The following is a 25374-nucleotide window of genomic DNA, read 5'->3' as shown; positions in this document are numbered from 1 at the left end:
CTGTCCCACCGGTTCCGCCTGTCCCACCGGTTCCGCCTGTCCCACCGGTTCCGCCTGTCCCACCGGTTCCGCCGCCGGTCATTCCAGGATTATTTATGTTAAAAAAACCAAGGTTTAAGTTTTGGCCTGATAATGTAACCGATTCCGGGGTACTAAATGAACCCATTCCGTTATTATAAAAACCTGCAGGATCCTGGGGATTAGAAATGCCGCCAGGTCCGTTTGTATTTGTCGCATCATCATACATAGTGTTATTGTTTGCATCTACAAAAGCTTTGATAAAATAAGTCCCGTTTGTCAAACCGTCAAATGTGTACCATTTAGACCAATAATCACCATAGATTATTTGGGTTTTGTTAGTAAGAACATTGTTTACAGTGCCGGATGATATTGTAACATAGAGCGGACCTTTCATCTGAAAACCGGGATAGTCAACTTTGCCTTCTATTTTATACGTAAAAGCTGAACCCGGATCTAGAAGGTCTACGTATGCGCCCCACGTATCATTGAACGCATTTGTTATTTCGAACGGGCCGGCGAACGCACTTATAGGGTCATCTGCCGCATCATATACCCCATCGCCGTCTATATCCATGAAAGCTCTTACTAAGAATTTCCCGGTAGTTGATACAGTGATATTAAAGTCTTTCGGGTTCGGAAGAGTAACAGAGCCCATCAGGGTTGTTTTGTCTTCTTTGTATGCCTGCACTATCACATTGCCGAATTTTGTGCCCTGGTACATAACCATACCGTTTATTTTCTTCGGCTGCGTATCGGTTAATGTAATGGTTATTGTTTTTGTCTGGCTCGGGTTTACAAGGTCAGCGGTTGTATAAACTTTTACCGTTATATCAAGGTTGCCTGCTGGCATTACAGAATAATCTGCCATAAATGAACCCCATAACGGATTATAATACCAGTCATTTTTCTGGGTAAACCTTGGGGTTGTTTCAGAGCCAAGATAAAACTCCAACCTGTCAATTGTGCTTGACCCATCGTAGGCTTCCGCATCTATATTGTTTCCCCAGGTTGCATATTTATAAATTGAATTGCCGTTTTGCGGGCTATTTATATTTAGATATTTCATATTTGCAGAGTTTTGAAGTTCTATATTCATATTATAGGCAGGCGAGCCCGCAAGGCTTATTTCTGAAGCGCCAATAACCGATCCGCTCGGTTCTGTGCTGTCATAAGCATTATTGTTATTCATATCAAGGAACGCAAAAGCATAGTACGTCCCGTTTGCAAGATCCGAAATGTTGTAACTGAAATCATAACTCCAGGGGCTGTAGTTAAAGAAAGGAACCTTTTTTACATACGCTGCTGTATTTGTAATATCGTTTGCTGTGCCAACTACTACATATAATGTACCGCTCATTTTCGGGTAGTTCCAATAGTTTATTGTGCCGTTTATGGAATTCCCTGCTCCGCCGCCTGCGCTTACTACAACATGTACAGCGCTTGATTCAGTAGGGGTGCTGTTTATCAGAGCTTTCATCTTTATCCATTTATCACCTGATGCAGCCGCAGGCCAGTTCCAGGTATAGAAACTGCCGGTCATTACCATTTGCATCCACCCGCTGTTAGTTGTAAAAGTTGAGTCTTCGGCAATCATAACCTCAGGATTACCGCTTATTGTTCCGCCGAATGCAGTACCGCTTATAGTTGTAGGCCCTGTAATCGTCTGATCAACTGTAGGATAGACTATCTGTGCAGTAGGGCTTCCGCCTCCGGTAAGGTTGACAGTTACATTAACAATATTAGATTCTACGGCTGATCCGCTTAGTGTCGGCAACGCCTGTATTTTCAGGTATTTGGACCCGCTTGAGGATGGGCTCCAATAAACTGTATAAAATCCGCTTGTTATAGACATTGGATACGTGTCATTGGAAGTAAACGTATTGTCATTTGAAATCAATAATTGAACTGATTGAAAAGTATCCCCACCAGCCGTACCGCTTACGGCTATAAGCCCTGTTATTGTAGCTCCGTTTGTAGGATTAATTAACTGCGCCGAAGGCCCTCCGCCGTCGTTGCTTACAGTAACGTTAATACGCGTAGACTCCGGGCTATCCATCATAGAAATATTTCTAACAAACATTGAAATTGTATGTGCTCCATCTGGGGCTCCTGTAGTCTGGTTAGTCGTATCCCAAACGTATTGAAAGCTTGTATTCATTAAAGGAGACAGAGGCCCTATTGTTGTTAACAGCCTTTGATTGCCAGTTCCATAATCTAAATAGAACATGCATGTAGTTATACCGCCTGAGTCGTCGGTAGCCGTGCCGGAAATAGTTACGACACCGGTAAGCACTGCTGCCTGTATAGGTTGGACTACCTGGCACGCAGGCATAGCAAAAGCGAGACTTGCCGTAAATAACGTAATTGCACTTACAAACATAACACCGGACATAATCTTTTTAAACATTGCACTTCCTCCTGTTTGCCCCGAACAGGGGCTGATGAATTTTATTTAACGATGAAAATAGCCGGAATAGACCTTCGGCTGATTTTAATATGCATGTTGTTTGAATTGAAGTTGTTTGTTTTAAATCAAGAATTAACATAGGGTGATTTGGGTTTTTTATGACACCTTTATGCTACATAACTTTTTGCACTTTTTGCGTTTACTGCCTGTTTTGCTTGCTTTGAATTATATGCTGCTTTTTTTCGCATAAATACTGTTTTTTTTCGCAGGTACTATTTTATAGCTAAAATAAATATCTTTGTCAAGCTATATAAGAAACAATTATGGCAGCGCTCTATTTTTCCGACTAAAAATAACAAAATGTGATTTTAGTCACAAGCCAAAATATCACTTTTATCTGTTTTTTTTGTTTACAGCTTCAAGCCTTTTAATATCTTTTCCGTACTTGTCTTCATTTCCTTTATCTTTATAAATCTTTTTTAAAAATATTGCGTCATCAATAGAAATATAAGAAACAGCACATCCTAAAAAATCACCTTTTACTTTCCTTTTAAAAGCATCTTCAAAGCTTAAATCCTTTTGGTTGCAAAAGATATCAATTCTTCTTGGTTCTATGCCTATATAGTAAATCTCATCTTTTACAAGCAAGGCTCTTGGATTTTCTTCAATCCCGATAAAATCTTTTATTGCTTGTGTTGTTTTGGCGGCATTCTCAATAGTGTCTCTTATCCAAAAATCAATGTCTTTTGTATAACGCGATATTTTCGTGTGTTTTATAACTGCGTAAGCGCCAATTATAAGATAATCTACTTTATGCTTATTGAGACATTCAATAAAGTCCAGATAATCTTGCTCAGCAGGCTTTTCTTTTTCCATAAATACTCCTGTTGAACTCCGGTATTTTGCCGTACTGTATTAATTCTGCTTCTTTTCTTATGCTATTTAAGGTTGCTAAAGCGTCATTAAAAGACTTTTCTGTATTAAGCAGATCTTCTTCACTATGGGTAAACTTACCCAAAATAAAAGTACGGCCATTTTTTTTACCCTTCCTTAATATTTTCATAAAGCTATCTTTTAATTGTTCAAAATAAATATTGTATTATATCACTGTCCAACATATTTTGTCATTCCCGCATGTCTTTAGCGGGAATCCAGGAATATCGACGACAGACAACTTCTCTAGATTCCTGCTTGCGCAGGAATGACAAAAAATAGGTTTTTCAATGAACCCCTTTTGCTAAATATCAGCCTGCACTTCGCCAAGAGCTATTTCGCTCTGTGTGTTATTGGTCATATCTTTCAATAACACACAGCCTCGTTTAAATTCCTCTTCTCCAAAAATAATAACTTTATCTGCACAAAGCTTATCTGCAAGCCGAAGCTGGCTTTTTAAACTCCTTTCTCCGAACGGCCCTTCTATTATATAAGTATACTTATTATTGGCGTTACAATACAATGTTTTTAGTTTGTTTGCAAGAATAAAACCGCTTTTTTCCAAGCTTTGAGAAGAAACTGCTACAAATATCAATTTGTTTTTATTAATACCTAAATTTATTTTCAATTTGTCTAACGCCATAATTACACGCTCGGAGCCAAGGGCAAACCCGACCGCAGGAGTAAAAGGCCCGCCGATTTCTTCTACCAGATTATCGTATCTTCCGCCGGCTGCTAAAGCATCCTGGGCACCTAAAGCATTTGAACGAATTTCAAAAACAGTCCTTGTATAGTAATCAAGCCCTCTTACAAGGTTGTGGTCTATTATAAATTGGCAGTCTGATATTCTTAAAAGTTCCTGCACCTGGCTGAAATTAGTGCTGCACTCCTGGCATAAAAAACCCTCAATTTTAGGTGCATTTTTGAATTTTTCGCTGTCAATTTTACAGTCAAGGACACGCAATGGGTTCTTTTCTATCCTCTTATTGCAGTCAACGCAAAGGTCTTTGCAATTTAAGAAATAATCTTTAAGGGCTTTCCTGAAGTTTGGCCTGCATCCGGGACATCCAAGAGAGTTAATATGTATACTTATATCTTTTAAGCCTATAAGGTTTAATATTTCTTTAGCTACAAGGATTATCTCTGCGTCTGCCGCGGGCGACGGGTTGTTAAAATACTCTGCGCCTATCTGAAGGAACTCCCTGTACCTGCCTGCCTGAGGCCGCTCGTACCTGAACATCGAGCCCATATAAAAGAGTTTGCTTATGCCTAAAATCTGTTCAAGGTTGTTTTCTATATATGATCGTACTACGCCTGCTGTCCCTTCGGGCCTTAGCGCAAGCCTTCTTCCTTTCCTGTCATTAAATACATACATCTCTTTTTCAACTATATCAGTGGTTTCGCCTATAGATCTGGTGAACAGGTCTGCGTCTTCAAAGGTAGGAAAACGGATTTCTTTATAATTATAAATTTTAAAGATATTGCAGCATATATCTTCAAGAACCCTTATTTTTTCCGCAGCATCTCCCCACAGGTCATGGGTGCCGCGCGGCGCGTTGTATTTCAATGAAAACCCCTTATATTAAATGCAAAATGAAAATATCAAAATGAAAAATTGTTGTATCCCGCTTTGCGGGATTAATTTTAATAAGTCCGGCATAGCGGACACCTTAATTTTGCATTTTGCAATTTGATATTTGCATTATGTTTATCTTACCCATTGCTTAAGCTTATTCTGGTCTGTCAATACGATAAAACGGTTGGAATATGTGATGCAGTTAAGCCTTTTGAACCGGTTGAGTACTCTTGATACCATCTCCCTTCCGGTACCTACGACCTCTGCTATATCCTGGTGGCTGAACGCCATGTTTATTTTAAGGCCTTCCTGAGTTTCCTGCCCGTACTTTTTGCCGAATTCCAGCAGTGTATTTGCAAGCCTTCCTATCACGTCTCCAAAAGTAAGGGCTTCTATCTCTTTGTCTGCCTGCCTCAGGCGCTGGGATAAAGTCTTCATTATCTGAAACGATATCCTGGGGTATTTTGCCAGCAGCTTCCTGAAATCCTGCTTCTTTATAACAACAAGCTCGCTTTCTGTAAGGGCGATGCTTGAAGCAGACCTTGGTTCCATGTCAAGCAAGGCCATTTCTCCGAAGAATTCGCCTCTGTCAAGGATAGCAAGGGTTTTTTTCTTTTCTCCGGACCTCGTAAATATCTTTATCCTGCCTGATAGGACTATATAGAACCGTTCGCCGGAAGTATTTTCATTAAAAATGGTCTTATCTTTTAAAAATCTTTGGTTTTTCCCTATCTGGACTATCTTCTTTAGATCGCTCTCTTCGAGCTCCGAAAAAAAAGTAACTTTTTTTAGATAATTTAACCTTACCATTTTCCCTCCCCAAGGCAATTTCGAAAAAACAATTTCGAATATCGAAAAAAACTACAATATTGAATATTCAAAAACAGCAAACGCAATTCAAATTCAATGTCTTTTTTAAAAATGTCTTCAACTCTATTTTTCTTTTGGCCGTTTTGCCTTATTGGTTATTTTTTCGGATTCCGGTATTCGAGATTCGAAATTTCTTGCTGTTCCTATTTGCAGACCAATTTCTTGAATTTTCTTTTTCCCACCTGAATTATGGTTTCTGTTTCTATCAATATTTTTTTATCTTCAGTTATTTTTTCCCCTGCGATCTTTACACCCCCCTGCTCCATAAGCCTTCTGGCCTCTTTTTTGCTCGGAACAAGCCCTGAACAAAGAAGGAGCTCTGATAACTGCACCTCTTTTTTCTCAACCGCGAACTCTTCTATGTCCTGCGGCAGGTTTTTGTTACAAACTACGCTGCCAAATTCTTTCCTTGTTTCTTCTGCCTTTTCTTTGCCGTGGTACCTGGCCGTTATTTCTTCAGCAAGGTTTTCTTTTGCCTCTTTTGGGTGAAGTTTTCTTGCTTCATTTAAGTCAACCGTGGTCAGGAGTTCATAATATTTGAACATAAGCTCATCTGAAACAGACATTATTTTGCCGAACATATCGCACGGGGTATCGTCGAGAGATATATAATTGCCGTAGGATTTTGACATCTTTCTTACGCCGTCAGTCCCTTCAAGAAGCGGCATGGTTATGACTACCTGCGGCTCCTGGCCGAAATCACGCTGGAACTCGCGGCCTACAAGAAGGTTAAATTTCTGGTCGTTTCCTCCAAGCTCTATATCCGCCTTTACCGCAACAGAGTCATAGGCCTGTAAAAGCGGGTACATGAACTCAACAAGCGCTATAGGAACGTCGTTTTTATACCTTTTTTCAAAATCGTCCCTTTCAAGCATCCTTGCAACAGTATACTTGCTTGCCAGGTTCAAAAACCCTGCAAGGCCAAGCGGGTTGAGCCAATGAGAGTTAAAAACCACTTCGGTTTTGTCTTTATCTAATATCTTAAATACCTGTTTCTGGTAGGTTTTTGCGTTCTTTAGAATGTCTTCCTCGCTCATCATAGAGCGGGTCTCAGACCTGCCCGACGGGTCGCCTATCCGTGCAGTAAAATCGCCTATTATAAATACGACTTTATGCCCGAGGTCCTGGAAAACCCTTAGTTTATTTAAGAGCACAGTATGCCCAAGATGAATGTCCGGAGCAGTGGGGTCAACACCAAGTTTTACGCGAAGAGGAGTGTTCTTAGAGAGTTTCTTTACAAGTTCTTCCTGAGAGATTATTTCTGTCGTCCCTCTTTTTATGAGTTCAAGTGTTTTGTTCATATTATCTTTATTTGGGGGGTTCTTCATCCTGAGGTTTTTGCTGTGATTTTAACCTTTCTTCAATCTTTTTGTTTATGAACTCCGCCACGATAGGGTCTGTTTTTACGAGTTTCTGGACAAGTTCTCCTGCAAGAAATATTATGTCGGTATCTGCCTCTGCCTTTACCGTCGCTGTGGCTGCCCTGGGTGTCAGAAGGGATATCTCGCCGAAAAAAGCTTTTGGCCCAAGTTCTGCTACTTTTAACTTTTCTTTCCCCTTCCGGACATTTATAGATACGAGCCCTGTCTCTATAAAGCAGAGTTTGCTTGATATTTCGCCCTGAAAAAGTATGGTTGAACCCATTTTGTAATGCTCTTTTTCAAGGCCGTCCATAAGCAGTTTTATCTCCGTGTCTGAACAGGCAGCAAACAACCCGGTCCTCGTCAGAGCTTCTTTTGACCAGGCCAGGTCCTGCGGTGTTAATTCCATATAAACCTCCGATTACAGACTGTAGACTTCCGACTACAGACTTACAACATTTTTGTCTGTGGTCTGACGTCTGATGTCTGTAGTCTATTTTTTAAACAGCCAAGTGCCGTATTAGGCCGTACAACTCCATATTTATTTTCTTTTCTTTGCCGATAACCTGCGAATAGGGGACATCGGATATCCGGCCGTTTTTTAAAACTACAAGCCTGTTCTTTTTCCCTTTTTCAAATATCTTTACAGCATGAGAACCGAAAAGGCTTGCCAAAACCCTTGACCTTGCCGACGGAGAGCCGCCTCTTTGGATATAACCGAGCGCTGTTACTCTGACTTCCAGGTTAGTGGCTTTCTGTACCTCTTTTGAAAACACAAAAGGGTCTCCCACTCCCTCGGCAAATATTATTATGATGGATGTTTTTCCCTTTTTTACCTCTTTTTTAAGTTCTTCACAAACTTTTTTTATGTTATATTTTATCTCGGGAACCAATACGAACTCGGCGCCGGCTGCGATGCCGATCTGAAGGGCAAGAAAGCCGTGTTCCCTGCCCATGACTTCCACTATAAATATCCTCTCATGGCTCTGGGCTGTATCTCTTATTTTGTCTATCGCATCTATAGCCGTATCCGTGGCTGTATCAAAACCTATTGTTTCATCCGTACCGAATACATCGTTGTCGATAGAAGCAGGTATAGATATTCCGTTTATACCGTGTCTGGATATCCGTTCAAGGGCACAAAGGGAACCGTCCCCTCCGATCCCTATTATTCCGTCAATACAATGAGATTTTAGTATTTCAACGGCCTTTATGATGCCGGCCTCAGTCTTTATTGCCTGGCACCTTGAGGTCTTAAGCATAGTCCCGCCCAGATTGACTATACCTGAAACTGAACGGGTGTTAAGGGGTATTATCTGGTTTTCTAAAAGCCCTGCATATCCGTGCTGGATACCCAGTACATCAAAACCCGTGTATATAGCTTCCCTTACAACAGCCCTGATCGCCGTATTCATTCCTGGTGCATCCCCACCGGAAGTAATTACCGCGACCCTTTTCACCCCGCCCTTCCTTTATAATTGAGAATAATGCCTATCATATTAATTATTTTTTATCACGTCTAAACAGAGTTTGAGCCCTTAGTTTTAGGAAGAGCGGGGTTCTTCCCCACCCCTTTTCTAGACATATACCACAAGTTTTTTAAACTCGGCTAATATCCTTTTATCCCACCAGCCTTTGTCCGCTTCGTTATCCAATATCGAAAAAGCTTTTGCCTGGGGCATAGCCGCTCTGTAAGACCGGTTGGTGGTTAGAGCATCATAGACGTCAACTATAGCCATGATACGCGCTACGACCGGGATATTTTCGCCGGAGAGTTTATCCGGATACCCCGTGCCGTCCATTTTTTCATGATGGTGCCGGATTATAGTTAGCGCAGATTTTATCGAATTGAGCGGCTGGCATATCTTTTCCCCCCTGTCAGGATGGGAGCGTATCACGGCAAATTCTTCGTCGGTAAGCATCCCCGGCTTGTTTAAAATGGCATCGGGAACGGCTATCTTTCCTATGTCATGGAGTATGCCGCCTTTAAATAAATAGCTTTGGTCATCGTTTGAAAGGCCGAAGTGGTGGCCTACCAGGATAGCAAACTGGCTTACACGCTCCGTATGCCCCTGGGTATAAGTGTCCTTAGCTTCTATGGCCCGGGCTAAGGCAAATATCACACCTTCCGCAGAATCAAGTTCGTCATACAACGCCTTTACTTTTAATAGGGATTTTATCCTGGTTAAGAGTTCTACCGCCTTATAAGGCTTGTTTATAAAATCGTCGGACCCTGCTTCTATAGCCTCGATCTTATCCGGGGTTTCCGTATAACCTGTAAGGGTAATTACAGGAATAAACCTTGTTTCAGGATTGGATTTTATTTCCCGGCAAATATCGTTGCCCGATATTCCGGGCATATAATTGTCAAGGATAATAAGGTCAGGGTTTGAGCGCAATATATTTTCTCTTGCGGTATGTCCGTCAGACGCAGTAATTACGTTGTAGCCCTGGTCGGTTATCAATTTTTCTAATATACTTCTTGCGCTGAATTCATCGTCAGCTATTAAGATAGTCTGTTTTTTTTCCATTATTTTTGTTTTAAAGCCCGATATTCCTGTACCCGGTATCGAAACCTTGCTGTCTTTGGTGTCGTATCCCCTTAAAAATGCACAGGTGCCTGATTTTAAAAATTTGTTTAAATTAATTTTAGCAAACTCTATAATTATTGTCAAATGGTAGTTTAAAATAAAATCTTGACTTTAAAAAATAAACATGTAATAATTAAATGTATAATTATACGGGCTGATTGTTTTGCCTAAATCAAGCTAAACAATTTGAACGACATGGTAAAGTTAAAATATATTTTGCGAATTTAATATTTATATGGCAAGATTTTCAAAAGACATGCTATTGCATAAAACTGATTGATATTTCAATTAAATTAACAAATGTTTTATTTGAACAGGTGGAACCCCTCCGGCAGGAGCCGGAGGCTCCTTTGAACAACGTGACATCCCGCCATCATTACATTCATTCCCGCCAAGGCGGGACTTACATCACGGCGGGGTAAGCTGTATTAAGCTTCGCGGTTTCGAATCAAAATAGGTTCTTTAAAAAACCTATTTTGATTTTGTGAATGTTCCACGTGGAACAAATAAGTTTTGAGCAAAACCAAAATCGTTGACTCTTCACACAACCCAGAACTCAAGACTCATAACTAACCATGAAATTTTTATTAATTAATCCTCCGATCTATGATTTTGCGGCATATGACCTCTGGCTTAAACCTTTGGGGCTTTTATATATCGCAAGTATATTAAAAAACAGCGGCGCAAATATAAATCTTATCGACTGTATGGACAGGAATCACCCGGCACTTCTAAAACCGGTATCAAACCGGTGGGGCTGCGGCAAGTATTTGCAGGAAGAGGTTCAAAAACCAGAAATTCTAAAAAAAATACCAAGAAAATACAAAAGATACGGAATGCCGCATAAAACCTTCAAAAAAGCTCTTGAAAACACACCTAAACCTGATGTAATTTTGATAACCTCAGGCATGACTTACTGGTACCCCGGAGTAATCGAAGCCATAAATACCATGAAAGGATATTTTCCCGGTATTCCGGTAATATTGGGGGGAATCTATGCAAGTTTATGCTATGACCATGCAATAGCAAACTCAGGGGCCGACTATGTGGTGAAGGGGAATAACTTATCCGAACTTTTTAGGCTTTTTAAAGAACTCAAGATAGCGGATATCCAGGAATTGTGTTTCAAAGATTATCCTAGCCCAATGTATGAACTCTATAGCGAACTCAATTATGTTGCGCTACGTACCAGTACAGGATGCCCCTTCCGGTGCAGTTATTGCGCGATAGGTGTGCTTGAGGGTGGAAAATGGGAAAGAAAACCGGCTGTCCTGGTCGCATCTGAGATAAATAAATTTTACGGCTCAGGGATAAAAAACTTTGTTTTTTACGACGATGCTTTGTTTTATAAACCCGAAGAGCATATAATACCTATCCTTTCGCAAATACAAAAATTGAGAGTTACTGGTTTTTTTCATACACCTAACGGCCTTCATGCAAGATATTTAACAAAAGATCTTGCCAAATTTCTAAAAAAAACTAATTTTATAATGCCAAGGCTAAGCCTTGAAACGGTAAACAGCACAAGCCTTAAAAACAGCGGAGATAAATTAAATACGGCTGAATTTCAAACAGCCTGTCAAAACCTGCAAAATGCAGGGTTTAAAAAGGGGGAATACGGCGCTTATATCCTTATGGGCAGGCCGGGCCAGGATTTCTTTGAAATTGAAGAATCCATAAAGTACGCCAATAAAAACGGAGCATTTGTATTTATAGCCGAATATTCGCCTATCCCAGGAACTGCGGACTGGGAAAAAATTAAAAATATCCTGCCCTGTGATGACCCTTTATGGCACAATAACTCTCTTTTCCCTATATACGAACTGTCAGAATGGAAAAGGGCCCAGGAACTTAAAAACCTTACAAGAGAATTGAACTTAAAAGTTCGGAGTTATTAGTTTATAGTTCGGAGTTACTACTCTTGACTCCGAACTAATCACTAAAAATTGTTCCATGTGGAACAATTTTATTTCATGCTTGCATTTTTTATTTTTATTTTGCTATAATAATGGCCATGGCAAAGATCATAGCTATCGCAAATCAAAAAGGCGGGGTCGGAAAAACAACCACAGCTATAAACCTTGCTGCAGGAATCGCTTCTTTAGGGAATGATACACTATTGATAGACTTTGACCCGCAGGCAAACACTACGAGCGGGCTGGGTGTTGATAAAAACACAACTAAAAACATTTACGAAGTGTTGACTAATCAGTTGTCCCTGAATGATATAATAAGGCCCACAGAGGTGAACTCGCTGGACCTTGCGCCTACAAGTATTGACCTGATAGGTGCTGAGGTTGAGTTCGTTAATATGGAAAACAGGGAAGTCCAGCTAAAGAATATCCTTTCAACTCTAAAAAAAGAATATAAATACATATTTATTGATTGCCCGCCATCATTGGGGCTTTTAACAGTAAATGTCCTGGCTGCGGTTAATTCTGTGATAATACCAATGCAATGCGAATACTATGCGCTTGAGGGGTTAAGCCAGCTTCTAAAAACCATTGATTTAATAAGGCAAAACCTAAATAAGAACCTTACCATAGAAGGGATACTTTTAACTATGTATGACAGCCGGATTAACCTATCCGAACAGGTCATAGAAGAGGTGAAAAAGCATTTCGGAGAAAAGGTCTATACTACCCTTATTTCAAGGACAGTCCGGCTTGCAGAAGCCCCCGGGTTCGGAAAACCTATCATTTTATATGATAAATCATCCCGCGGCGCCCAGGCTTACCTTGAATTGGCGCACGAGTTTCTTTCAAGGCAAGAAGCTGTTGTTGTAACACCTTAAATATAAATTTATCAATTAACAATTAGCATTGAAAATTGAACAGTATTTACTTCTTTATTTTGCAATGCTAATTGCTAATTTTGCACTTTGCAATTAGTCCGGGAGGTTTTTATGCACAAAGCATTAGGCAGAGGGCTTGAATCGCTTCTTCCAAAAACAGTACCTGAAGCATCCAACATCTCAGAAAATATCATAAAAGTTGAGATAGAAAAAATAAAGCCTAACAGGTTCCAGCCAAGGCTTGAGTTTGACAACACCAAATTAGGCGAGCTGGCAGAATCAATAAAAGAGCACGGGCTGGCCCAGCCTCTTGTGGTAACTCAAAGCATGGTTCCGGGTGAATACGAGCTCATAGCAGGCGAGCGCCGGCTCCGGGCATGCAAGATCGCGGACTTAAAAGAGGTTTCCTGTATTGTAAAGCAGGTCAATGACAAAGAAAAGTTCCAGCTGTCTTTAATCGAAAACCTGCAGCGGGAAGACTTAAACCCTATAGAAGAAGCAAGGGCTTACAAAAGATTGTCCCAGGAGTTTGAACTTACCCAGGAAGACCTGGCCAAGACCCTTGGAAAAGACAGGTCAGTCATTGCAAATACTTTAAGGTTCCTAAACCTGGACCAGGATATACAGGAAGCTATAATCGTAGGCGCGATAAGCATAGGCCATGCCAAGATACTTGCAGGCATAGATGACAAGACAAAGCAGAAAATGCTCGGAGAAAAGATCCTGAGGGAGAAACTTACCGTCAGAGAAATAGAGAAAATAGTCGCAAGCTGGAAATCAGTTTTGAAATCTGGCAAGAAAAAGAAAAAATCCGACGCAGAGCTTACGAGCCTTGCTGAAGAACTTCAACGCCACTTAGGTGCAAAAGTAAAAATAGTAGGGAAACCGAAGAAAGGCAAGGTCGAAATATTTTATTATTCTTTAAAAGAACTTGAAAGGCTCTCATTAATACTTAGATCAAAAAGAAAATGAACAAGATAATTTTTAAACCGGTTTTGCTGATTGTGTCATTAATTTTATTCTACAGTCTTTCTTTCGCGGTTGAAAAAAGCGCAAAAAGCTCCATCCTGATTAATATGCAGAGCGAACCTCCTCAAAACAAACTAATCCATTCGCTCAACCTGCCTGTTTATTTATCTGAGCTTACAAATATAAACGACTACAATATTTTTGCCAACGGCGGCTGGGACGGCAGCTGGTATGCCGGGTACAATGTCTGCTGGATAGAAATGATCCCTCAACCGCCAAAAGGAGAGTACAGGAAAGCTTATATCGGTGCAAAACTCGGCCGTACAAAAACTCAAAACGTGCCTAAAAGACCTATCTGGGAAAAAGAGCCTATCCCGGGCGAGATAGACATGGCTCTTTCTTCAAGCCCCTCCTGGAAAGCATCTCAAAGCTATTTTTTAACGCAGACAAAAGACATACCTTGTGAAGCTGATTATGAAAACGCTCTTGAAGGGGTCGGAGAAGCCAGGTGGTTCTGGGCTGAGGTGCCTATAAAAGAAGTGAACTTTGAAGGCCCGAATTATATCGCTCTGTGGTCCCCTACGCCATTTTTTGTATCTACTTCGAGCAGCCCTGTGCTTGCCGGCGGATGGGGGAGTAAAAAAGTCAATTCCTGGCTTAACAACGAAATCCGCGGCTACCCGCCTCTTGACCTAAAAGCTTCCTTAAAAACAGCTATTACTATATTTGAACCTGCCATATGCCTGAAACTTATCCCTGCAGGCACAGAGCAGGATATAGAGGTTACAATAGTAGATATAAAAGATGGCAGGGACGGTACCGCCAACAAAACTCTTGTTGTTTCAATTATAGGAAATGAAATCGAAAAAGCCTGGCTTGAAGTATCAATTAAAGACAGCAATGAATGGGAAAAACACGGAGGTTATGTCTACGGCGCTCCATACTTTTTTACCCTAAAAGCCGACAACCTTCCTGCCGGCAGCCTTCTTATACGCTGCTCAGCCCAGGATATATGGGGAAATATTGGTTCAAGTGCTCCTGTTGAGATCTCTGTTACCAGATAGCACTACTTCGTTAAGTGAGGTTTGTCATTGCGATCCCGCTTTACGGGAGAAGCAATCTCGACGTTTTGGAGATTGCCGCGTCGCTTCGCTCCTCGCAAAGACACCGAAGAAGAAAGAGTGTCGTATGATATTCGACTTAACGAAGTAGTGCTAGGGAGCACTGAAATTACCCCCTTGATTGCGCAGATTAAGACAAATTACACAGATTAAATTTCATCTATAATTTTGTTCTTACTAAACTATTTCATGGAAGCAACCCTAAAAAACAGATCAAACCTCATCACATTCCTTCTTTTTTTATCAATACTTTTCTTAACCCCCTTATTCCCTGATGTAAAGCTTTCCCGCCCCAAGCTGCTTCTCTTTGAAACAGGTCTTTACGGCATTTTTTATCTATGGCTTGTTTTTTCATTTCTAGAGGCAAAATTCTTTATCAGGCGTTCGTTTGTTTTCTTCCCGTTACTCGTTTACGGCGCTGTTAGTATCGCATTCTACTATTTGTCTCCGGACAGGGCGGTCGCTTTAAGCGAATTAAAGCGGGGGCTCCTTTCAATAACCGCATTTTTTGTAGCTTCACATATCATCGATTCTGAGTTAAAAAGAAAATGGGCTCTCAACTTTTTTGTAGCTGGCAGTTTTCTTGCTTTTATATACGGTATACTCCAATACTCGGGAGGAATATGGATATTCTCTGTCCCTAAAATGGGCAGGGTAATGTCTACTTTCGGAAACCCGATTTTTTTTGCCGCTCATATCGTAATAGTCCTTCCGATAGCCATAAGTCTCATCTTTGCATACAAAAAACCTTATTCCAGGGGTTTTTTCATTATAGCAGTTACCGCCGGCCTTTTTGCTTTATACCTTTCAAGGACAAGGGCGGCATACATAGGTTTTATTTTTTCTATGTTCATACTTATTTTTTTAAATATTAAAGCAATAAAATCAAAATCCTATATTTTTGTTTTGTTTCTGGCAATAGCTGCAGCCTTTGGTTTCTTTACAAAAAATATCTGGTCCAGGCACCAGGCTCATACCGTTATATGGAGAGACTCTCTTGTTATGTGGTCAAAAAGTCCGTGGATAGGCACAGGGCCTGGGACATTCCATATTTATTTTCCAAAGTTTGCTTCCGAAGAACTTAAAAAGATCTGGCCCCAGAACCAGTTCATTGTAAACGACGCCCACAGCGAGTATGTTCAGTATCTTACTGAAACAGGGATTATAGGTTTCGGCATTTTTTTATGGCTTTTATCAGCATTTTATAAAAACTCTTTAATACTCCTTAAAAAACAGGAGGGCGCACAAAGATATATCATGTCAGGGCTTATCGCTTCAGGTTCAGGGATACTTGTCCAAAATATGTTTTCCGTAGATATGCGGTTTATAATATCCGCTCTTAACTTCTTTTTGGTGATGGGAATAATAGAGAGTTTTAATGATACTTATTTTGAAAAAAGGGAGCTGTCAAAAAATGTTTGTGTCTTTGGGGTAATTTTAACCATAGTCCTTGGATTCTTTTCATTTAAAAAAGTGCTTGAACCCTACATCGCAGAGAAAGCTGTAGCAAATACTCCGGACTTTTTCGATGAAAAAGTATTAGAACCTCTAAAATCCGTTGCCCAACTTGAAGAACTGGCACAAAAATATCCTGATAAGGCATCGATCTATGAAAAACTGGGCTGGATATACGCCAAAGAGAAGAATTGGGAACCAGCGATAAGTAACTACGAGAAAGCAAGCCGGCTTAATCCGAACATCTTCGGGCCTTTAAATAACCTTGGAAACATATATTTCTTGTTGAACCAGAGGGAAAAAGCTATTAGCTACTGGAAAAGATCCCTTGAAATAAACCCCGGCCAGACAGACTCTCTTCTTAACCTTGCCACAGCCTACTATTACCAAGGACAACTCAAAGAAGCCGCTGACGAGCTCAAAAAAGTCCTCGCCATAGACCCGAAAAATCAAAAAGCTATAGTGATGTTAAAACAGATGGTGGAATAGTAACTGCAGAGCACAGGGATCAGGGGGGAAAGGAGTAAGTGAACTTCAAAACATCTTATTTAATATTTAACTTTTTCTTAACTTTATAAAAAAACGCCGCCAACGGGGGTACTGCTCCTTCGTTCGTTTCACTCGCTCACCCGCAGCCGGCCACTCTCGCTGCCGTCCCGCTGTGGCGGGACTTTTCCCACATTAGTGGGCGCTTCGAGTTGGCTTCGCCCCCTGTACGGTTATCAATCTTTCGCTTACGTAAATGCTTCTATTATATTTCAATTAAACAGTATTTTTGGCGCCGCCAACGGGGGTCGAACCCGTGATCTCCGCCTTGAGAGGGCGATGTCCTGGACCACTAGACGATGGCGGCAAGCTTTTATATTATATTGATTTTTCAATGTGTTTTTGATTTTCTGGTATTACTGAATTCCCCTGAATATCAAAAAGTTGTCCAAAAGTTGTCCTGTTTGATTCTTGTGAATGAATTGACAGCTCGTTTAAATGCTGTATCTCTTCATTCTGATAATTAGGCGACAGATGCGTGTAATTTTTCTCTGTCATCGCGATCGAAGCGTGTCCTAACCATCTGCTAACCGTGTGTATGTTTACACCTGCCATAACCAGATAACTCGAAAAAGTGTGTCTTAAATCGTGATACCTAAAATCTCTGATGCCAAGTTTTTTACATTTCTTAATAAACCGATGAGAGATGTATGTAGGATCATAGTCACGTAAGACTTTGCTTTGGGCATCTTTTCCTGAACCGTAAAGTTCAGCAAGCAAGTCATAAATTACATCGTTCATCGGAATATGCCTTGCTTTGCCGGACTTCGATATAGGAACATAAATTGTTTTAGCAATCATATTTATGTCTTCCCATTTCATCCTGCAAATTTCACTTCTTCGCATTCCGGTATGGAGAGCAACTAGGTAGTACGGAAAAACTATATCATCTTTAATATTCTCTTCCAGCAACCTTAACTCATCCATGGTTAAACACCTGATGTGAGCATTCGGTTCTCTTTTGAGTTTTACTTCGCTGGCAGGATTGGGGCCGCTGAATCTTTTCCACTGTGTCATTTTATTAAATATCGTCTTAATCAAAGCATGATATTTATCGATTGTTGCGGAATTAAGCCCTTTTTCCTGTAGATTATTACGCAAACACTGAATATCAAAAGACGTAAAGTCCTTCAGCTTCTTGTCTCCAAAAAGACTGTTAAGATATTCAATCTTGCTTTTATCATCTTTCCATACAACCTTGCTAGTTCGCGAATGGTTTTCAAAGAACAATTGAGCTGCATTTCTGAAAGTTATCCGCTCATCATGGTCAGGATTACTATTAAGCCCTAACCGTTTTTGAGCTTCCGCTCTCGCTGCGGCACTCCTGGACTTGAACCGTTTCCTGTATCGTTTACCGAGATGCCGGAAATCGTAAATCCATTTCTTATTAGGCGGGTGACGGACACTCATTTTTTTGTCTCCTCACCCTCCACCTGATTTGCATTATAGCATTTTTCCATTCCAAAAGGAACGGTGGTGTTGAGCTTCAGCCACGCGTCAATTTGAGTTTTATTAAAACGTAGCAGTTTGCCGACCTTTATTTTTGGAATTCTTTTTTCATAAACCATGTTGTATATTGCCTTTACTTTGACATTGAGGTACTGGGCTAATTCTTTAATGTTTAACAAATGTTCTTCCATCTTCTTCTTCCATGCATACTATTACCCTCTGAAATCTATAGTAGAATCTTTTTTACTTATCGACTTTTTTATTTTTTACTTCTACGATTTTTTGACCCAAAATTATTTTTTCAGTTTTATACAGCAGTTCATTCATTAAAAATTGCATTTCTTCAGGTTTAAATTTGAATTTCGCTTTATTTAAACTATCAGAACTCTGTTTTTTAGTGTTCTTCTTCATCGTTTTATCCCTTCTGTTTAATATTAAGTTCTTTATTCGACCTTTACCAACCATATAATATCCGCTTTTCCCTTAAACCTTGGCAACTTATTTGATCTAAATGAGCTTTTATAAAGCAAGACATGACCGGTTATATCCATTTCATCTATTGCTTCATTGATGTTATTGACTAGGTTCTCTGTATACTTTACCCAGGATTTATTATGCCTTACCTCGCAGACAAGACGGCTTTCTTCTTTATAGCCAGCTTTAGATAAGGCTTCTTCAGTCAATATTAGTCCGTTCCCGCGAGGATTAACCGGTTCAAGCCATGCTTCTTGAGCCCCAGCATCATTAACTATCCTTAGGAGTTCTTTAATGGACTTTTTATCATCAGATATTCCAGGTAAAAGCGGGCACAGCATACCGAAAACAGGAATTCCAAGTCTATGTGCCTTCTTGATAACACTGATCCTCTCTGAAATGCTTGAGGCATTAGGCTCGATTGCAGAGATTATTTCCTCCTTGGCTCTAGTTGCTGTAAGGCTTATTCCAAATGAAACTCTACCACCAAATTCTTGTATAATATCAAGGTCTTCTGCTACAGAAGCATTTTTGGTAAGAATTCTGACCTTACATTTGGTTTTTAAGAGTCCCTCAAGGATCTGTCTACCTAGGTCATATTTTTTCGACTCAGGTGCCCAGGCATCAGAAAGCGTACATACCATGACAGTATCGTTTTCATTTAGTATGTGCAGATCTTGGCTTATCCTTTCTGCTATACCTGGATCAACAACACAAAATCCTTGTTCGAATGCAGTTTTTCCGATTTCTTTAAAAATCGGATGCGTTCTATACAAAGAGCTGCTGCTGCAATATGTACACGCATGGCCGCATTTTAATCCCACGTTTACAGCGAAATTAGCCAGCTTCTTTTTTACAAATTCAATGCTTTCTTCTATTCCGGTTTGCATTTTTACGATATAAGTTTTCATTTTACGCTCCTTTAAATTTTATTGGGTTATAACCCATACATACCTCAATTACCTGTCAAACACAGCATTTATGATGCTTTTATTAGGGACCGCCATAATATGATTCCTTCATCGTATCCTCCTATCTAAGTGAGGGCTCGGTGGCTTGTGGCACCGCTTCCTCACTGCTGCACTATACGTAACTATACTGTACTTCAGCTAATGAACTTCATCTGTACATTGGCTGTGCTTCACCTAGAAGCATGAACATACCCATCTTATAAGTTGATGACGTTCATCCTCTCGCCATTGACTACACCATACCTACGATTGAGCATTTTCAGCTTACTCTCATCATAGTTCATGACATAACCATGGCTTTTCCGCTCTGTAGGCATCAACAATCTTCGGCGTATTATATCGCCGACCTTCTTAGGTGTGAGCTTCTTATCCTCTTCCTTTTCACTAACACGCTTAGCTATCTCTGATATCGGGATAACCTTCATGTCACGAAGGTACTCAATGGCTTCCAATACGCTGTATTCAACGCTAGATTTATGTGATTCCACTATCTTTTTGTCATACTGCATTGCAAAGTCAATAATCACTTTGCGGATCTTTGGGTCTTCAAAAACACTAAACAGCGGCCTTAGTATCTGTTTAAGTCGCGGTTCAATGCCTTGAGGAAATACAATATTGTCGTTCACTATAGCTTTTCCATAGTTCACTAATCGCCATTTCATGAACTTGTTGCGTAGGGATTGAGCCCTGATTTTGAAGTCATTAGTAAGAATGTCAGGGACATGCGATTGTGGCTGTAGTACCATCTCCTCAGTGATGCACCTGCTTTCAAGAGCCTGGTCCTGGAATTCCCCTCTTGTGGCTAGTATTTTAGGACAATACACCTGAAAGGCCCTGGGTTTGCCTTTTTCAGTCCTTAATACGGGAATTCCTTCCATGTATCCGCAATTAAGAATCTTTGTGATGTCCGCCCGGGCTCCGGAGTTTTTGAAATCAGCCTCATCAAGAACGAAGGTTCCTCGTACCTGATTGATGATTCGGAATATCGGAGATACTGTTGTGGCACCCCCGGTAAACATCCCACGGTAACATATGGAGCCAACCGTTTGAAGAAATCTGCTTTTACCGCTCCCATACTCGCCGATTACGCGGAGGTATGGCAAGACACTGAATTTATCAAAGATGTATGAGTAAAACGCATACAACGCAGATAGGAACGTAAATCCTGGAGAGACAGTTACATAATCTCGTATGAAATTAATAGCCTCATCCAGCAAAGCTCCGTCGCTTTCATAATCTTCTATGCCGCTTGAGAAGAGAACCGTTCCACTTTCAAAAATACTCATGTCATCTTCTAGGCCCGGGTGGACAAGCACACCATCTACATTAAGTGTTTCACAAATACTAATTCCATCATTAACATAAACAGCCCAGTTTTTCTGTTTTTCACCGCAGGGATCGTAAATCAATTCCGCCACTCTGCCATCGTTGGCCCTATAAAAGAAACTTTTTGTAACCGTCATGTCTTTTACTTGTTCTTTCTTTTTCATAAAACTCTCCTTTTGTTTAGAATTTAGGGGGCCAGGAGTTGACCACCTGGCCCCTTAAGTGTTATTACAAATCAAACATTTTACCCAACTCTTCACGGGTCTTGAAAAAGCGATTACCACATTCCACGCAGAAAGATGCAAATACTGGTGAAATCTCAGAACCACAATTTTTGCATTCACCACTGAATCTTGCCCCACAGTCCGGACAATACTGCAAATCCATCTGCGTGTCGCTTGAACATTCTGTGACACAACAACAGAATGGACATTCTACTTTAACTTTCTCAACTTTTACTTTGTTTTCTTTTACCTTTTCCATCTTAATTCCTCCAATTTAATTTTACCTGTTTCCAATTTATTTCTCGGTTATCTGCTATCAGGCGAAGCGTTTCCCGAAAATAAAAATACCACCTCCTCATTGCTCACAGTGTAGCAAGTAGTGGTGGCTTATTAAATCAAGAATCAAGGTCGTTTTTTAGTGTTTTTTGATGTTTGATAAAAGAATTGTAAAATGAAGGGGTTTTTACTTCTTACTTTTGGCTAATAATTCTTTAGTTCTATGATTCTTGTAACACACATCAATATCGCAAAAATTAATTCCTTTAGCAAATTTATCCAAAGTTTCATCTGCATTTCTTTGAAAATATTTATGACATTCTCTACATTCCTTTAAAATATTTATCTTTTTAAGCTCGGAAACTAATGCATCCCAATGCTCTCCAATAAATTTCTCAGGCTGAGGCATTTCATAAAATATTTTTCGTTTATGAATAGTGCTAACATATTTATTATCTTTTTTTAAGGCATCTTCACCTTTGCGGAAAGTTATATTTCGCCTAGCAATGTCTTGTTTATATGCGAAGTTATACCTATTTATTATTATTAACAATTCATCATCAATCCTTTCCTTACAATTATTTTCGACATAATCTTTGTAAAGCTTAGTTATATCCTTCTTTGCATCAATAAATTGTTTTTTGATGTCCTTCTCTTTTTGATAAAAATCATTTTTCTCCGGCGACTTTAATTCTTTCCAAAAATTATAATATTCTAAAGGAAACAGAAAATTTCTGTGAGATCCTTTTTCTACTTGCATAACATTTTGCCTCAAAGCCTCATCATAAAGCTTTTCATAATTTAATCGATTCATATTTTCAATAAAAACAATCTGTTTTGAAAGAAGTTGGTAAAATTCAACTGGTAAGGACATCATCATCTTATGATAGTTCCTCTCATCGTAAAGTTTTTCATATCCCTCAGCCCTTTTCATAGTATCTTTACTATTTATTTCTCTGATTATCTTGTCGTATTTATTTTTATAAAAAGCGTCATTAAATTCTTTGTAGTTCTGCAAAATAATTATTTCTTTATTCCACTTTTGGTATTTTAAATAGCATAGTCTGAATATTTTAAAATTTTCAATTTTATCTATATCTTTACTTATATATTTGGGAACAAGTACACCCATTTGATCGCCAGGGTACACATCATAAGGGAACTTTTCAGCAGGAGTGTCTTTAAGTGTGTTTTCCTTCATATCTTCAAGAACATCATCAGGGATTGTGGTATCGACACCCGGCATCCAATATGTATTGTTTGGATCATTTTCGTCATAAGTATAAAAGAAGAGATTTGCTTCTTCAGTCCTGGGACCAACAAATTCAGCAATGCAAGTTACCGGCAACAGTTCTTTGTTATAGAGAAAAAACCTACTATTGTAACCACGGGGCCGCTCCAATTCTCTAAATTTATCTTTCAGTGTGTTAATCTGAGTCTTTTTTTGTGTAAGTTTTTTCATGTGCTAATTATATCATTTCTTTATAGATTTATTAAGTTACTTATTTTATCTGCCCGCGATTCCTGGACCGGCTTCCAGGATTCCAAAGCAAGATAGGTATCATTTATGGGCTAGCGAAAGGCAATAAGGTCTCTGCGACCGCTTCTGTACCTATATATATGTTGTTTCGGCACCTACAGGAGTAACAGACAATGGCCTTACGACCTATAAGTCATTTCAGGCATAGGCTATGCAGATAATGTTTGTACCTTTCTTACAACTTTCCCTTGTTGAAATTTGCCCAATATCCCTTCTTTCTTGTCTGTGACCTGGTATTTCCTCGCCTTTTTTACCCTTTTCTTATTTTGGTGAATAAATATTTGGTTTTCTTGTATATAATATAGTAGAGGGCACACAGTGCCCCAGGAGGCCATATATGGACCAGAAACCAATCAAGGTGTGGATAGACGAAGATCAATATGGGGTTTTAAAGGCCATGTCGTTCAGGAGACGTGCGAGTATGTCAAAGATCGTAAGGAAGGCAATTTCTGCCGTTGTAGAGCTTCAGGTGTCGCTTTGGAGAGTCGTAGAAGCCAATAAGGAGAAGGATAAAAAATCGGCGGAAAAAGTAAGCATAGCAGACATCCCCAGGGAAGAGCTTAAGAAAGAATACAATGAGTGGATTAAAACTGCCAAGAACGATAAACTTGACGATGTCTCGGCGGCTGTTGAAAAAGCGTTTAAGGCAAACTTCTGCTTTTAGGTTAAATCTGAGTATTGTTTGAAAAGGCATTATCAAAGATGTATAATCACCCTTATGGACAGTCTAGGGGTGGGTATATCTTCAAAATAAGATCACGTCGGTTTACCGGTGTGGTCTTATTTTATTTAAGGAGTGTTTGTCATGAAAATATTTGATAACAATTTAACGTTGGAAAAACACAATGAAATATCTAATTTCATTCACAAACTTCTCAATGAAACTGGTATTGTTAATCCCCCAACACCCGTAGATACACTTGTAAATGCTGTAAAACTGAAACTGATAAAGTACTCAGAAGCATATAAGGAATTGTTTGGAGAACGGATTGTTAATGAGAATAAAAAGCCTGATATATATGGCTACATAAATTTTGATAAAAAAATTATTTACGCACATCCTTCTCAAAGAAAATTTACAACATTTCATGAAATAACTCACAAAATATTGCCTTGGCATAATAAGTATCCTGGATTTAGTCCCCATATAGATAATAAAAATACCATTCTCCGAAAGCCTATAAAATTGTTAGATTACGAAGCAAATTTAGGTGCATCTTTACTGCAATTTCAAATTGATAGGTTTGATCAAGAACTAAAAGACTTATCCCTGAGCTTAAACAGTGCAATCAAACTTTCTACAAGATATAGTACATCATTGCATTCTACATTTAGACGTTATGTGGAAAAAAATAATAAAGCATGTGCACTTCTGGTATATTATGCTGATTTTACTGAGGAACCTCTTTTCGAACTATACTATCCTATCCAATCGAAAAGTTTTACGGAAAAATATGGAAAAATAGATTGGCCTAGTAGTGTATCACCAGGAGAATCTCTTTTTGATCATTTTTACTCAAATAAAACAGGTGAAATTACTCTTAAAGAATTAGGTATTAATGACAACTGCGGAATAGATTTAGCGTATAATAATTATCATTATTTCGTTTTAATATACCCCAAACTTGCAAAACTAATTAAAGCAGTTAAGAAAATGAGAATAAAAAGACCTTATAAAACAACCTCTCCAGTAATAAGTAAAAAAGCAGTAGCAAAAAAGAAAAGTATAAAAACATGGAATTGATAAAATTTTGAATAAAGATACATATAATCATAAAAATGTGCGAGTAGTTAGAGAAGTATGATACTATAAGCTTTACAGAGGAGTATTATTATGGCAATTAATTTAGCCGGATTACTTATTTTAGGTTTACTTTTATTTGACAAGTTTTATTGGAGTAAAAATAGGTTTAATTCTGTTATGGCAGAAAATAGTTCGCTAAAAACAGAAATATTATCTTTAAAGAATTGTATAGATTATAAAATTCCTAAGGCTACAGAATTAGAAGCTGAAATGAATATAAAAGTTTCATCTTTAAATGATGTGTTAACAAAGAAAGAGGCTGATATTAAATTGATTAGTGATCAAATTTCTGAACTTTGGGCTGAGAAGATGGCTTATCGTGTTGTAAATAATCAAAATATAAATCAGTTGAGTGATGAATTAAAAAAGTCTATATTTATGAATAATGTGTACAAGGAAGAAGTAAAAGCTTTAAATGACTATATTTCTGCTAGTAATGATAGAAATAAAGGTTTAGGTATCGATATATTAATAAATAAATATGCAATGGTATTATTGTATATCAATGTTGCAAGGGAACAGCATCTCAAAGATAAGTATATAGTAGGTGTTAATGGTTTAGCAAAAGGACTGATTGGTGACTTTGATAATAAGACGAATAACGGTGTCAGTAGAGATTAATCATACTCATTAAAATGAGTCTATATCTATAAATAATCATAAAGT

At 39.1% G+C, this 25374-nt stretch carries 24 protein-coding genes and 1 tRNA gene; 8 read left to right on the top strand and 17 right to left on the bottom strand.

Features of this window, described 5'->3' with window-relative positions; all coding sequences use genetic code 11:
• The 9 genes from LHV68_05450 to LHV68_05410 all read right to left on the bottom strand — a co-directional run.
• Positions 1-2428 (bottom strand): DUF2141 domain-containing protein (locus LHV68_05450; GenBank protein ID MCB4791315.1); only part of this gene is annotated, 2428 nt, incomplete at its 3' end.
• Between the two features lie 393 nt (positions 2429-2821).
• Positions 2822-3304: a hypothetical protein gene (locus tag LHV68_05445; protein MCB4791314.1), complete on the bottom strand. Its 483-nt coding sequence runs from the start codon at positions 3302-3304 to the stop codon at positions 2822-2824.
• Complete coding sequence (locus LHV68_05440) at positions 3282-3491, bottom strand: hypothetical protein (GenBank protein MCB4791313.1); 210 nt, start codon at positions 3489-3491, stop codon at positions 3282-3284. The genes LHV68_05445 and LHV68_05440 overlap by 23 nt, the downstream gene beginning before the upstream one ends.
• Before the next feature lie 174 nt (positions 3492-3665).
• Positions 3666-4928: a histidine--tRNA ligase gene (hisS, locus tag LHV68_05435; protein ID MCB4791312.1), complete on the bottom strand. Its 1263-nt coding sequence runs from the start codon at positions 4926-4928 to the stop codon at positions 3666-3668.
• A gap of 141 nt (positions 4929-5069) precedes the next feature.
• Entirely contained in the window at positions 5070-5747 is a 678-nt protein-coding gene (locus tag LHV68_05430) for a Crp/Fnr family transcriptional regulator (protein MCB4791311.1), read from the bottom strand.
• 203 nt (positions 5748-5950) lie between these two features.
• A complete protein-coding gene (tyrS, locus tag LHV68_05425) occupies positions 5951-7135 on the bottom strand; it encodes a tyrosine--tRNA ligase (GenBank protein ID MCB4791310.1) in 1185 nt (394 codons plus the stop codon).
• Positions 7116-7577 carry a cyclic nucleotide-binding domain-containing protein gene (locus LHV68_05420; GenBank protein MCB4791309.1) on the bottom strand — a complete coding sequence of 154 codons (462 nt, stop codon included), beginning with the start codon at positions 7575-7577 and terminating at the stop codon, positions 7116-7118. Before LHV68_05420 ends, tyrS begins: the two co-directional genes overlap by 20 nt.
• A gap of 91 nt (positions 7578-7668) precedes the next feature.
• Entirely contained in the window at positions 7669-8628 is a 960-nt protein-coding gene (locus tag LHV68_05415) for a 6-phosphofructokinase (GenBank protein MCB4791308.1), read from the bottom strand.
• A 117-nt stretch (positions 8629-8745) separates the two neighbouring features.
• Positions 8746-9843 carry a response regulator gene (locus tag LHV68_05410; GenBank protein MCB4791307.1) on the bottom strand — a complete coding sequence of 366 codons (1098 nt, stop codon included), beginning with the start codon at positions 9841-9843 and terminating at the stop codon, positions 8746-8748.
• A 491-nt stretch (positions 9844-10334) separates the two neighbouring features.
• Here LHV68_05410 and LHV68_05405 point away from each other — a divergent pair, with 491 nt between their 5' ends.
• The 5 genes from LHV68_05405 (at position 10335) to LHV68_05385 (ending at position 16587) form a co-directional block, all read left to right on the top strand.
• Positions 10335-11657 carry a radical SAM protein gene (locus tag LHV68_05405; GenBank protein ID MCB4791306.1) on the top strand — a complete coding sequence of 441 codons (1323 nt, stop codon included), beginning with the start codon at positions 10335-10337 and terminating at the stop codon, positions 11655-11657.
• Positions 11658-11773: 116 nt separating this feature from the next.
• Entirely contained in the window at positions 11774-12553 is a 780-nt protein-coding gene (locus LHV68_05400) for an AAA family ATPase (GenBank protein MCB4791305.1), read from the top strand.
• Positions 12554-12664: 111 nt separating this feature from the next.
• Entirely contained in the window at positions 12665-13525 is an 861-nt protein-coding gene (locus tag LHV68_05395; protein MCB4791304.1) for a ParB/RepB/Spo0J family partition protein, read from the top strand.
• Positions 13522-14586, top strand: a complete 1065-nt coding sequence (locus LHV68_05390; GenBank protein ID MCB4791303.1) for a hypothetical protein — start codon at positions 13522-13524, stop codon at positions 14584-14586. The genes LHV68_05395 and LHV68_05390 overlap by 4 nt, the downstream gene beginning before the upstream one ends.
• Before the next feature lie 246 nt (positions 14587-14832).
• Positions 14833-16587, top strand: a complete 1755-nt coding sequence (locus tag LHV68_05385; protein ID MCB4791302.1) for a tetratricopeptide repeat protein — start codon at positions 14833-14835, stop codon at positions 16585-16587.
• Positions 16588-16874: 287 nt separating this feature from the next.
• Here LHV68_05385 and LHV68_05380 read toward each other — a convergent pair.
• From LHV68_05380 to LHV68_05345, 8 genes are all read right to left on the bottom strand, one after another.
• A tRNA-Glu gene (locus LHV68_05380) sits at positions 16875-16951 on the bottom strand.
• Between the two features lie 11 nt (positions 16952-16962).
• Positions 16963-18054, bottom strand: coding sequence for a site-specific integrase (locus LHV68_05375; GenBank protein ID MCB4791301.1), 1092 nt, complete (start codon positions 18052-18054; stop codon positions 16963-16965).
• Positions 18051-18284, bottom strand: a complete 234-nt coding sequence (locus tag LHV68_05370) for a helix-turn-helix domain-containing protein (protein ID MCB4791300.1) — start codon at positions 18282-18284, stop codon at positions 18051-18053. Before LHV68_05370 ends, LHV68_05375 begins: the two co-directional genes overlap by 4 nt.
• Before the next feature lie 52 nt (positions 18285-18336).
• On the bottom strand, positions 18337-18504 hold the full coding sequence (locus tag LHV68_05365; protein MCB4791299.1) for a hypothetical protein: 168 nt from the start codon (positions 18502-18504) through the stop codon (positions 18337-18339).
• Positions 18505-18536: 32 nt separating this feature from the next.
• Positions 18537-19478 (bottom strand): DNA photolyase, encoded by a 942-nt coding sequence (locus LHV68_05360; protein ID MCB4791298.1) that lies wholly within the window; start codon positions 19476-19478, stop codon positions 18537-18539.
• Positions 19479-19735: 257 nt separating this feature from the next.
• A complete protein-coding gene (locus tag LHV68_05355) occupies positions 19736-21028 on the bottom strand; it encodes a hypothetical protein (protein ID MCB4791297.1) in 1293 nt (430 codons plus the stop codon).
• Between the two features lie 64 nt (positions 21029-21092).
• Complete coding sequence (locus LHV68_05350; protein MCB4791296.1) at positions 21093-21347, bottom strand: hypothetical protein; 255 nt, start codon at positions 21345-21347, stop codon at positions 21093-21095.
• A 204-nt stretch (positions 21348-21551) separates the two neighbouring features.
• Entirely contained in the window at positions 21552-22826 is a 1275-nt protein-coding gene (locus LHV68_05345; protein ID MCB4791295.1) for a hypothetical protein, read from the bottom strand.
• A gap of 415 nt (positions 22827-23241) precedes the next feature.
• Here LHV68_05345 and LHV68_05340 point away from each other — a divergent pair, with 415 nt between their 5' ends.
• From LHV68_05340 to LHV68_05330, 3 genes are all read left to right on the top strand, one after another.
• Positions 23242-23568: a nucleoporin NDC1 gene (locus LHV68_05340; protein MCB4791294.1), complete on the top strand. Its 327-nt coding sequence runs from the start codon at positions 23242-23244 to the stop codon at positions 23566-23568.
• A 141-nt stretch (positions 23569-23709) separates the two neighbouring features.
• Complete coding sequence (locus LHV68_05335; GenBank protein MCB4791293.1) at positions 23710-24648, top strand: hypothetical protein; 939 nt, start codon at positions 23710-23712, stop codon at positions 24646-24648.
• Between the two features lie 90 nt (positions 24649-24738).
• A complete protein-coding gene (locus tag LHV68_05330; protein ID MCB4791292.1) occupies positions 24739-25329 on the top strand; it encodes a hypothetical protein in 591 nt (196 codons plus the stop codon).
• Positions 25330-25374 lie beyond the last annotated feature (45 nt).

Origin of the sequence: Candidatus Liberimonas magnetica (assembly GCA_020523885.1) — a bacterium.
GTDB classification, from domain to species: Bacteria; Elusimicrobiota; Endomicrobiia; order Endomicrobiales; family JAFGIL01; genus Liberimonas; species Liberimonas magnetica.
The sequence above is the reverse complement of the archived record's forward strand: the minus strand, read 5'-3'. Positions and strand labels throughout refer to the sequence as shown.

Bases quoted from the DNA above. Each gene is read 5' to 3' on its own strand.
- LHV68_05345 (MCB4791295.1), bottom strand. From the start codon at position 22,826: ATGAAAAAACTTACACAAAAAAAGACTCAGATTAACACACTGAAAGAT.
- LHV68_05375 (MCB4791301.1), bottom strand. From the start codon at position 18,054: ATGAGTGTCCGTCACCCGCCTAATAAGAAATGGATTTACGATTTCCGG.
- LHV68_05405 (MCB4791306.1), top strand. From the start codon at position 10,335: ATGAAATTTTTATTAATTAATCCTCCGATCTATGATTTTGCGGCATAT.
- LHV68_05360 (MCB4791298.1), bottom strand. From the start codon at position 19,478: ATGAAAACTTATATCGTAAAAATGCAAACCGGAATAGAAGAAAGCATT.
- LHV68_05365 (MCB4791299.1), bottom strand. From the start codon at position 18,504: ATGAAGAAGAACACTAAAAAACAGAGTTCTGATAGTTTAAATAAAGCG.
- LHV68_05330 (MCB4791292.1), top strand. From the start codon at position 24,739: ATGGCAATTAATTTAGCCGGATTACTTATTTTAGGTTTACTTTTATTT.
- LHV68_05335 (MCB4791293.1), top strand. From the start codon at position 23,710: ATGAAAATATTTGATAACAATTTAACGTTGGAAAAACACAATGAAATA.
- LHV68_05355 (MCB4791297.1), bottom strand. From the start codon at position 21,028: ATGAAAAAGAAAGAACAAGTAAAAGACATGACGGTTACAAAAAGTTTC.
- LHV68_05445 (MCB4791314.1), bottom strand. From the start codon at position 3,304: ATGGAAAAAGAAAAGCCTGCTGAGCAAGATTATCTGGACTTTATTGAA.
- LHV68_05385 (MCB4791302.1), top strand. From the start codon at position 14,833: ATGGAAGCAACCCTAAAAAACAGATCAAACCTCATCACATTCCTTCTT.
- LHV68_05400 (MCB4791305.1), top strand. From the start codon at position 11,774: ATGGCAAAGATCATAGCTATCGCAAATCAAAAAGGCGGGGTCGGAAAA.
- LHV68_05440 (MCB4791313.1), bottom strand. From the start codon at position 3,491: ATGAAAATATTAAGGAAGGGTAAAAAAAATGGCCGTACTTTTATTTTG.
- LHV68_05420 (MCB4791309.1), bottom strand. From the start codon at position 7,577: ATGGAATTAACACCGCAGGACCTGGCCTGGTCAAAAGAAGCTCTGACG.
- LHV68_05430 (MCB4791311.1), bottom strand. From the start codon at position 5,747: ATGGTAAGGTTAAATTATCTAAAAAAAGTTACTTTTTTTTCGGAGCTC.
- LHV68_05370 (MCB4791300.1), bottom strand. From the start codon at position 18,284: ATGGAAGAACATTTGTTAAACATTAAAGAATTAGCCCAGTACCTCAAT.
- LHV68_05390 (MCB4791303.1), top strand. From the start codon at position 13,522: ATGAACAAGATAATTTTTAAACCGGTTTTGCTGATTGTGTCATTAATT.
- LHV68_05340 (MCB4791294.1), top strand. From the start codon at position 23,242: ATGGACCAGAAACCAATCAAGGTGTGGATAGACGAAGATCAATATGGG.
- LHV68_05395 (MCB4791304.1), top strand. From the start codon at position 12,665: ATGCACAAAGCATTAGGCAGAGGGCTTGAATCGCTTCTTCCAAAAACA.
- LHV68_05350 (MCB4791296.1), bottom strand. From the start codon at position 21,347: ATGGAAAAGGTAAAAGAAAACAAAGTAAAAGTTGAGAAAGTTAAAGTA.
- tyrS (MCB4791310.1), bottom strand. From the start codon at position 7,135: ATGAAGAACCCCCCAAATAAAGATAATATGAACAAAACACTTGAACTC.